This is a genomic window from Acidobacteriota bacterium (assembly GCA_040752915.1).
Lineage (GTDB): Bacteria > Acidobacteriota > UBA4820 > UBA4820 > DSQY01 > JBFLVU01.
Map to the genome: position 1 here is coordinate 2,401 of JBFMHB010000077.1, position 8,305 is coordinate 10,705.

Annotated in this window: 8 protein-coding genes; 6 read left to right on the top strand and 2 right to left on the bottom strand. The window is 68.6% G+C overall.

Translation table 11 applies throughout. The features are described from left to right. The 5 genes from AB1824_11695 to folK form a co-directional block, all read left to right on the top strand. A partial coding sequence (locus AB1824_11695) for a GGDEF domain-containing protein (protein MEW5765628.1) occupies window positions 1-830 on the top strand: 830 nt, incomplete at its 5' end. Between the two features lie 108 nt (window positions 831-938). Further along, window positions 939-2,207, top strand: coding sequence for a phosphoribosylamine--glycine ligase (gene purD, locus AB1824_11700; GenBank protein ID MEW5765629.1), 1,269 nt, complete (start codon window positions 939-941; stop codon window positions 2,205-2,207). Window positions 2,208-2,272: 65 nt separating this feature from the next. Next, entirely contained in the window at window positions 2,273-3,619 is a 1,347-nt protein-coding gene (locus AB1824_11705; protein ID MEW5765630.1) for an acetyl ornithine aminotransferase family protein, read from the top strand. Window positions 3,620-3,659: 40 nt separating this feature from the next. Beyond that, window positions 3,660-4,475, top strand: a complete 816-nt coding sequence (locus AB1824_11710; protein ID MEW5765631.1) for an MBL fold metallo-hydrolase — start codon at window positions 3,660-3,662, stop codon at window positions 4,473-4,475. Window positions 4,476-4,477: 2 nt separating this feature from the next. Next, complete coding sequence (folK, locus tag AB1824_11715; GenBank protein ID MEW5765632.1) at window positions 4,478-5,005, top strand: 2-amino-4-hydroxy-6-hydroxymethyldihydropteridine diphosphokinase; 528 nt, start codon at window positions 4,478-4,480, stop codon at window positions 5,003-5,005. On the opposite strand, the gene der is transcribed toward folK, so the two are convergent. Next, window positions 4,973-6,295 carry a ribosome biogenesis GTPase Der gene (gene der, locus AB1824_11720; GenBank protein ID MEW5765633.1) on the bottom strand — a complete coding sequence of 441 codons (1,323 nt, stop codon included), beginning with the start codon at window positions 6,293-6,295 and terminating at the stop codon, window positions 4,973-4,975. The two genes, folK and der, sit on opposite strands and share 33 nt — an antisense overlap. A 95-nt stretch (window positions 6,296-6,390) precedes the next feature. Here der and AB1824_11725 point away from each other — a divergent pair, with 95 nt between their 5' ends. Then, window positions 6,391-6,720, top strand: a complete 330-nt coding sequence (locus AB1824_11725) for a metal-sulfur cluster assembly factor (protein ID MEW5765634.1) — start codon at window positions 6,391-6,393, stop codon at window positions 6,718-6,720. Between the two features lie 49 nt (window positions 6,721-6,769). On the opposite strand, the gene AB1824_11730 is transcribed toward AB1824_11725, so the two are convergent. Next, entirely contained in the window at window positions 6,770-7,996 is a 1,227-nt protein-coding gene (locus AB1824_11730) for an MFS transporter (protein MEW5765635.1), read from the bottom strand. Window positions 7,997-8,305: the final 309 nt, after the last annotated feature.

An 8,305-nucleotide genomic window follows, 5' to 3' on the forward strand; every position in this document is an offset into this window, starting at 1 on the left:
AGTTCCAGGTCCCGGAGACCTTCCGGTACATGGACCGCCAGACGTGGGCCTACTGGGTCCTCATGAAAGGCGGGGAACCGCTGTACCTGGAGGGGGCCGCGAGCCGCGACACGGCCATGCCCGTCCTTTTCCGCGGAGAACCTTTCCCCCCGGGCGCGGTGGCCTATCTCCACCCCCTCTCCTCCGGCGACGAGCAGTTCGGAATCATCGGCGTCGTCGGGCGGGAGACGGCGCCCTTTCCGGAGGTGGGGAGGCGGGCCGCCGGACGCTTCATCGAGCAGGTGGCGGCCCTTCTCCACCTGGCCCTCCTCCAGAAGCACCACGAGAGGTTCGCCACCCTGGACGGCCTCACCGGTCTGTACAACCGCCGCCACTTTGACGCCGAACTCCCCAAGGAGCTGAGCCGGTCCCAAAGAGAGGGCAAACCCCTTTCCCTGCTCATGGTGGACCTCGACCACTTCAAAAAGATCAACGATACGTACGGCCACCCCGCCGGGGACCTCGTGCTCAAGGAGACCGCCCACCGCATGCTGGCGGAGTTGAGGGACATCGACCTCCTGTGCCGGTACGGGGGTGAGGAGTTTGCGGCCATCCTGCCGGGCTGTCCGCCGGGAGAGGCCGTGGCGGTGGCCGAGCGCATCCGCCGCTCGGTGGAGAGCCTGCCCTGGGGAGGCGCCTCGGTCCTTCCAGCCCCCGTCACGGTCAGCGTGGGCGTGGCGTCGTTTCCACGGCCCTTCGGCTCCCTCCTGACCCTCCTGAAGGGCGCCGACGAGGCCCTCTACCAGGCGAAAGACCGCGGCAGAAACCGGGTGGCCTCCTCCGGAGGGTGACCGTTTCCCACCCCTTCGGTCTTGTGCCCCACTGCGCTGGCCGCGGCCGAAATCGCCTTGACCCGATACCGGTTTCCCCTTTAGAATGAAGCCTTAATGGGGGTTTAGATGCGGGTCCTTCTCGTGGGAGGCGGAGGCAGGGAGCACGCGATGGCCTGGGCCCTGTCCCGGTCGCCTCGCGTGGAGCATCTGGTCTGGGCGCCGGGGAACGGCGGGGCGGAAGGAAAGATCCCCACGGCCGGCGTGTCCGCGGAGGACGTGGCGGGCCTCGTGACCCTCGCCGCGAAGGAACGCGTGGACCTCGTGGCGGTGGGCCCCGAGGTCCCCCTGGCCTTGGGTCTCGCCGACGCACTCGCACGGGAGGGGATCGCCTGCTTCGGGCCCTCCGCCGAGGCGGCGCGCCTGGAGTCCTCCAAGGTGTTCGCGAAGGAATTTTGCGTCCGCAACCGGATCCCGACGGGGGACTTCCGTGTCTTCGGGGACGGCGAGGCGGCCCGGGAGTACCTGGAATCCTACTCCGGTCCCTTCCCGTTGGTCCTCAAAGCCGACGGACTCGCGGCCGGCAAGGGGGTCCTCATCTGCGCGAGCCGCGAGGAGGCCCTGGCGGGGTCCGAGGAGATCCTGGTCCGGAAGGCCTTCGGTGCCGCGGGAGACCGGATGTTGGTGGAGGAGCACCTATCGGGCGAGGAGGCCTCGCTCATGGTCTTTTCGGACGGAGCGGACTTCGCGCTCATGCCGCCGGCGCGGGATTTCAAGCGGGTGGGCGACGGCGACACGGGGCCCAACACGGGCGGGATGGGCGCCTTCTGTCCGGCGGGGTCGATGGACAAGGGCCTGTTGGACCGGTCCGTGCGGGAGGTCGTCGCGCCCGCGCTGGAGGCCATGCGCCGCGAGGGTACGCCATTCCGGGGCGTGCTCTACGCGGGCCTCATGCTGACCCCGTCCGGCCCCATGGTCCTCGAATTCAACTGCCGCCTCGGCGATCCGGAGACCCAGGTGATCCTGCCCCGGCTCGACACGGACTTCGCGGAGGTCCTCTGGGCTTGCGCCACGGGCACCCTGAGCCGGGTGCCGCTCGTCTGGAGACCCGAGGCGGCCGTCACCGTTGTTCTTTGCTCCGAGGGCTACCCGGGGTCCTACCCCAAGGGGCGCCCCATCCGCGGGATCGAGGAAGCGGAAGCGATGGAGGGCGTCACGGTGTTTCACGCCGGGACCCGACGCGAGGACGGACGGCTTCTCACCTCGGGAGGCCGGGTCCTGAACGTGACGGCCCTCGGCGCCACCGTGGCCGCCGCCCGGGAGCGCGCCTACGCCGCCGCGGCCCGGATCGAATTCCAGGGAATGCACTTCAGAAAGGACATCGCGGGCTCCGTTTAAGGCCCTTCACCTTCTCCCGCCGCCGCGATCCGGCTGGCGTTGAACCATGGAAAGCGAGGACACCCATGAGCGACTTCCCCCGTCTGCCCGGTCTGAAGACCGAGCTGCCCGGCCCCAAAGCGAAGGAGATCATCGCTCGGGACGACCGGTACGTATCCACATCCTACACGCGCGGCTACCCCCTCGTGGCCGAGGAGGCCCACGGGGCCGTCGTTCGCGATCCCGACGGCAACCATTTCCTCGACTTCGCGGCGGGGATCGCCGTCGTGGCCACCGGACACTGTCACCCGAAGGTCGTCGCCGCCGTCCGGGAACAGGCCGGCCGGCTCATGCACATCAGCGGCACCGATTTCTATTACACACCTCAGGTGGAGGCCGCCGAACTCGTCTCCAAACACGTTCCGGGGGCGGACACCAATCGCGTCTTCTTCGGAAACTCGGGCGCCGAGGCCATCGAGTGCGCCATCAAGCTCGCCAAGTACCACACCGAGCGCAAGCGCTTCATCGCCTTTTTCGGGGCCTTCCACGGCCGGACCACCGGAGCCCTGAGCCTCACGGCCAGCAAGGCCACCCAAAAGGACAAGTTCTTCCCGCTCATGGGCGGCGTCACCCACGTCCCCTACGGCTACTGCTATCGCTGCCCCTACGGCCAGACGTACGGGAAGTGCCGGTTCGAGTGCGTCTCCTTCATCGAGGACACGGTGTTCCGGACCATCTGCCCGCCGCAGGAGGTCGCGGCCCTCTTCGTGGAGTCCATCCAGGGTGAGGGCGGCTACGTGGTCCCGCCCCCGGAATTCCTCCAGGGCCTGCGCTCCATCTGCGACAAGTACGGGATCCTCCTGGTGGACGACGAGGTCCAGGCCGGGATGGGCCGCACGGGGAGGTTCCTCGCCATCGAGCACTTCGGGGTCCACGGCGACATCACCTGCCTGGCCAAGGGCATCGCGTCGGGCCTGCCCCTATCGGCGTGCGTGGCCTCGGACCGCATCATGAACTGGCCCCCCGGCAGCCACGCCTCCACCTTCGGCGGCAACCCCGTGGCGTGCGCCGCCGCCCGGGCCACCATCGAACTCCTCGAAGAGTCCCTCATGGCCAACGCGGAGGAACAGGGCCGCTTCCTGATGGAGGGCCTGAAGGGCTTGATGGGCAAGTTCGGGGTCATCGGGGACGTGCGCGGCAAGGGGCTGATGATCGGCGTCGAACTCGTGAAGGACCGCGAATCCAAGGAGCGCTTTCCCGAACTGCGGGACGAGATGGAGACCCAGAGCTTTCTCCGGGGCCTCCTGATCCTGGGGTGCGGGCCGAACACCCTGAGGATCTGCCCGCCCCTGGTGATCGACAGGACCCAGGCCCAGGCCTTCCTCGAGATCTTCGAAGACGCCCTGGAGGCCGCCGTCCGGAAGGTGAGTTGACGCCCTTGCCTTTCCCGATTTCCTGTGCGAACCTTCCCCCATGAAGGATTCGGTGTCGGTCCATTTCTGGGGGACCCGGGGAAGTGTTCCCTGTTTCTCGGGGGACAAGGTCCGCTTCGGAACGAACACCTCCTGCATGGAAGTCCGCTGGGGACACCGGGAGAGGATCGTCTTCGACGCGGGCACCGGCATCATCGCCCTCGGGAACCAGCTCCACAAGACGGACCTTCTGGAGTCCGGCCCCCTTCACCTGTTCCTGTCCCACTTCCACTGGGACCACATCCACGGCCTGCCCTTCTTCAAGCCCGCCTACGACCGGAGGACCCGGATGGTGATCTACGGCAGGGGCGGCGTGGAGAAGGTATTCACGGGCCAGCTCCTGGCCCCCTTTTCTCCCATCCCCCTCGAAGCGTTGGCGGCGCGCATCGAGTACGTCCAGATCGGCGGCGTGATGGAAGTCGAGGACGCGCGCGTGGAACCCTTCGAGGTGCACCACCCGCAACGGTGCTTCGGCTTCGTGGTCGAGGTCCGGGGGCGGAAAATCGTCTACGCCACGGACACCGAGCCCGACGGCGGGCGGTTGGACGCCCAGCTCCAGGAAAGGGCGGCCGGGGCCGACCTGCTCGTGATGGACTCCAACAACTCCGTCGAGGAGGCTTCCGACCGGAAGGGGTGGGGCCATTCCACGTGGCGGGACTGCGTCCGCGTGGCCAAGAAGGCCAAGGTGGGCCAGCTCGTTCTGTACCACAACGACCCCTTCCATTCCGATACCGTTCTGCAGAGGAAGGAGCGCCTGGCCCAGAAGCGCTTCCCCGAGGCCACGACCGCCTACGACGGCCTCCTCCTTTCCCTCTGACCGTGTTTACCGGACCCTGCTCCCCGCCGGACGCCTACCTGCTCCTCGGGAGCAACCTGGGAGACCGTCTGGCGTACATCGAAGCCGCCGCCCGCCTCCTCGAGCGCTCGGGGAGGGTCCGCGTGACCGATAGGTCGCGCGTCTACGAAACGGAGCCCTCGGGAGTCGGCGCCCAGCCCTGGTACCTCAATCGGGTGCTGAAAGCCGAATGCGAAGCGGGACCCCTGGCCGTCCTTTCCCTCGCCCTGTGGGCGGAGAGGGCCCTCGGCAGGCACCGGCGGACTCCGAAAGGCCCGAGGACCGTGGACGTGGACCTGCTGGCGTGGGGCAGCCTCCTCGTATGCACGCCGAGGCTCGTCCTCCCGCACCCGGCCCTGTCCCGACGCCGGAGCGCCCTGGCGCCGCTGGCGGAGATCGCCCCCATGTGGAGGCACCCGAAGCTGGGGCGCACGGCCGCCGAACTCCTGCAAGCCTGCCCCGACCCGAAGGCCGTCCGGCTATTCCGCGCGGAACTTGATGATGAGCGGTGACCCTTCGAGGTCGAAGGACTCCCTCAGCCCGTTCTTGAGGTAGCGCGCGTAGGGTTCGGGGGGCGGGAGCTTGGAATTCGTGAAAAGGGTGAGGATGGGGGGGGCCTCTCCGGTCTGCGTCGCGTATCGGATCTTCAGTTCCTTGCCCTGGATGGACGGGGGGGAGACCCTGGCCACCAGATCCGCCAGCGTCTTGTTGAGGACCGACGTCGGGATCTTGATTCGGAAGCGGTCGTAGACCTTGGAGGTCATGGGGAGGACCCGGTCCACGTGCCGACCCGTCTTCGCCGACGCCCGCACGAGGGGAAGGTACGGCATGAAGTGGAGCCTCTCCCGGACGGCCTCCTCGGCAGCCTTGGCCCTCTCCTCACCCCCGAGGAGGTCCCACTTGTTGAGGACGACCACGGCGGCGCGTCTCGATCGTTCGATGAGCCCGGCGATGTGGGCATCCTGGTGGGAGGGAGGCTGGGAGGCGTCGAGGACGAGGAGCGCCACGTGGCACGTCTCCAGGCTTCGCCGGGCGAGGATTACGGAGAGAATCTCCGCGCCCTTCTCCGTCTTGCTCTTCCGGCGTATGCCCGCCGTGTCCAGGAGGACGAAGTCCCGTCCGCCCGCAGAGAGGGGGGCGTCCACGGGGTCCCGGGTGGTCCCCGGAATCTCGGAGACCAGGGAACGGTACTGGCCCAGGAGGCGGTTGAGCAGGGAGGACTTCCCCACGTTGGGCCGGCCCACGATGGCCACCCGGATGGAGCCCTCCGCCGAAGGGGGCTCGGCCGGCGCCAGACCCCGCTCCCGGGCCTTCGACCCCACGAAGTCCCAAAGTTCCTCCGCGCCGGTCCCGTGCTCGGCGGACACGGAGAAGACGGGAGAAAGTCCGAGGGAGTAGAACTCCGCCGACCGGGGGGCGTGGCCCTCCACGTCCACCTTGTTGACGACGAGGGCCGCCGGCTTTCCCGACTTGATCAGCCGGCGGGCCAGTTCCTCATCCACCGGGTTGAGCCCCTCCTTCCCGTCCACGAGAAGGAGAACGAGGTCGCCACCCTCCATGGCGACATGGACCTGCTCCTCCACCAGGGAGAGCAGCGCGTCCTCGCGTTCCCCGTAGATGCCTCCGGTGTCCACGATCTGGACCGTCAGGCCGTCCCGCTCCAGGAGAGCGATGTTGAGGTCCCGGGTGACCCCCGGCTGGTCGTGGACGAGCGCCTTCCGGCGTCCGAGAAGGCGGTTGAAGAGCGTCGATTTTCCGACGTTCGGGCGGCCCACGATCACCACGGAGAAGAGGCTGGACAAGGGCACCTCCGGGTGGCATGGTACCATACGGAGCGCCTTGTCCGGGCCGGGAATGGCGGGGGGGCGGAGGTGTTCCAGACAGGGGAGGTGATTGGATGATGGACGGTTCTCACGAGGACGCGATGGGGGAAGAAGAGCGGGCCTGCTACGCGGCCCTCGAGCAGGTGGTGGACCCCGAGCTCGGGCTGGACGTGGTGAGCCTGGGCCTCATCTACCGTCTCGTGTGCAAGGGCGGCGAGGTGGAGATGGACATGACCATGACCTCGCCGGGCTGCCCCGTGGCCGATCAGCTCCTGCTCGAGGCGAACAACGCGCTCCTGAAGGTTCCGGGCGTGGAGCGGGCGCGCGTGCACCTCGTCTGGTCTCCCCCCTGGACCCCCGAGATGATGAGCCTGGAAGCCAAGATGGCCCTGGGATTCGCCTGAATTTCGGAGCCTCGGCACCAATCCTTCCCACCCGTTCGGGCGGTACGGATCAGATTCTTTCCCGGCCCGTGGGGACGAGGCGGATCTCCCAGGCCATGGCGCCCAGGACGAGAAGGCCGACCGCCCCGAACACCGGCCTGAATCCCACCGAGTCCATGATCCATCCCCCCGCCAGCGGAGCCAGGACAGCCGACGGGGTGAGCAGAAACCCCACGAGGCCCAGGGCGTTGCGCCGCTCGTGGGGCCCCGCCAGGTCGATGACCCAGTTGGTCTGGCTCGTGTATTCGGTGGCCAGGAACGCCCCCGTCAGGACGGCCGCGAGGTAGATTGCCGCATCCGGCACGGGCGTGACGAGGAGAAGGGCGGCGGAGGCGAGGCCTCCCTGCCCGATGAGGACGGCGGCCTTGTGGCCGAATCGGTCCCCGAGCCACCCGGCGCCGATTCCCGCGAAGGCCTGGCCCAGGAGGGCCGCCGTTCCGAGGATCGCCGCCGCCGAGGGCGACATGCCCCGCTCCGCCACGGCGAACACCGCGTAGAAGTGGAGAATCAAGGGGTACGCCCCTCGCACGACCCAGCGGCCGCAGAGGTACGGGAGCATCCACCGGCTCCGCCGAAGGGCGCCCCACATGGCCCGAAGGTGTTGGTCCACCCCTCCCGGCCTGACCGGCTCGTCCGGAGCCCCGCCGGCCGTCCCGAGGAAAAGGAAGGAGCCGCCCGCCATGAGCAGGGCCGCGGAGAGAAAGAGCGCGGCGTAGACTTGGGGCGCCGTGCTGTGGCCAAGCAGGTATCCCGCCGCCGTCACCCCGGCGGCCCCGGCCAGAGTCTGCGTGAAGAAGATGAACCCGAAAGCGCGCCCCCGCCGCTCCGGGTCGAGGATTCCGGCCATAAAGTCGAGCCAGAGGGGAAAGACGGTTCCCACGAGGGCGTAAAAGGCGCCCCACCCGCCGAGCACGAGCCAGACCGGTGAGACGCCCCCGGACCAGAGGCCCGCGGCCACCAGGGCGAGGGGGAGGGGGGCCGCCACGTGGAGCCAGAGCACTCGGGCCCGGAGCGATCCGCCCCGGCGGGTGAGGGTCCCCGAAAAGGCCTGGGGAAGCCCCACCCCAAGCGCGCTCAGGGCGGGGAGGAGTGCGATGGCGGCATTGCTGGCTCCGAGGCCTTCCAGGAAGACCGGGATCACGGCGCCCAGGGAGACGAGGTTCATCCCCAGGCCCCAAAAGGCCTCCACCCCGCCCAGGAAGATCGTGTTTCTCGTGTGCCCGGGCCAGGTGGCCATGGCGCGCCCTCCCCGTGGGCCGTTCCGCATTGTACTCCGCCCTGCGTAAAATGGCGCATGGCCGTGGAGGCCGCCGGCGCGCGAATGGCCCTACGAAGGATTATGCTATACTTTTCAGGGTGGAACGCGAGGATCGGTCCCGAAGTCCGGGCGGGGTGAGCCGATGAAGCCCTGCGCCGGGGCGTATCGGAGGGACCGGGTTCAGACTCCCGTCGGAAAGGGGTGGACCATGAGGTTCGGAGTACCCAAGGAGTGCGGCCTCCAGCCGAATTGCGAAGAGAAGCGCGTGGGGCTGTCGCCGGCCGGCGT

Bases quoted from the DNA above. Each gene is read 5' to 3' on its own strand.
- purD (MEW5765629.1), top strand. From the start codon at position 939: ATGCGGGTCCTTCTCGTGGGAGGCGGAGGCAGGGAGCACGCGATGGCC.
- AB1824_11705 (MEW5765630.1), top strand. From the start codon at position 2,273: ATGAGCGACTTCCCCCGTCTGCCCGGTCTGAAGACCGAGCTGCCCGGC.
- AB1824_11710 (MEW5765631.1), top strand. From the start codon at position 3,660: ATGAAGGATTCGGTGTCGGTCCATTTCTGGGGGACCCGGGGAAGTGTT.
- AB1824_11725 (MEW5765634.1), top strand. From the start codon at position 6,391: ATGATGGACGGTTCTCACGAGGACGCGATGGGGGAAGAAGAGCGGGCC.
- AB1824_11730 (MEW5765635.1), bottom strand. From the start codon at position 7,996: ATGGCCACCTGGCCCGGGCACACGAGAAACACGATCTTCCTGGGCGGG.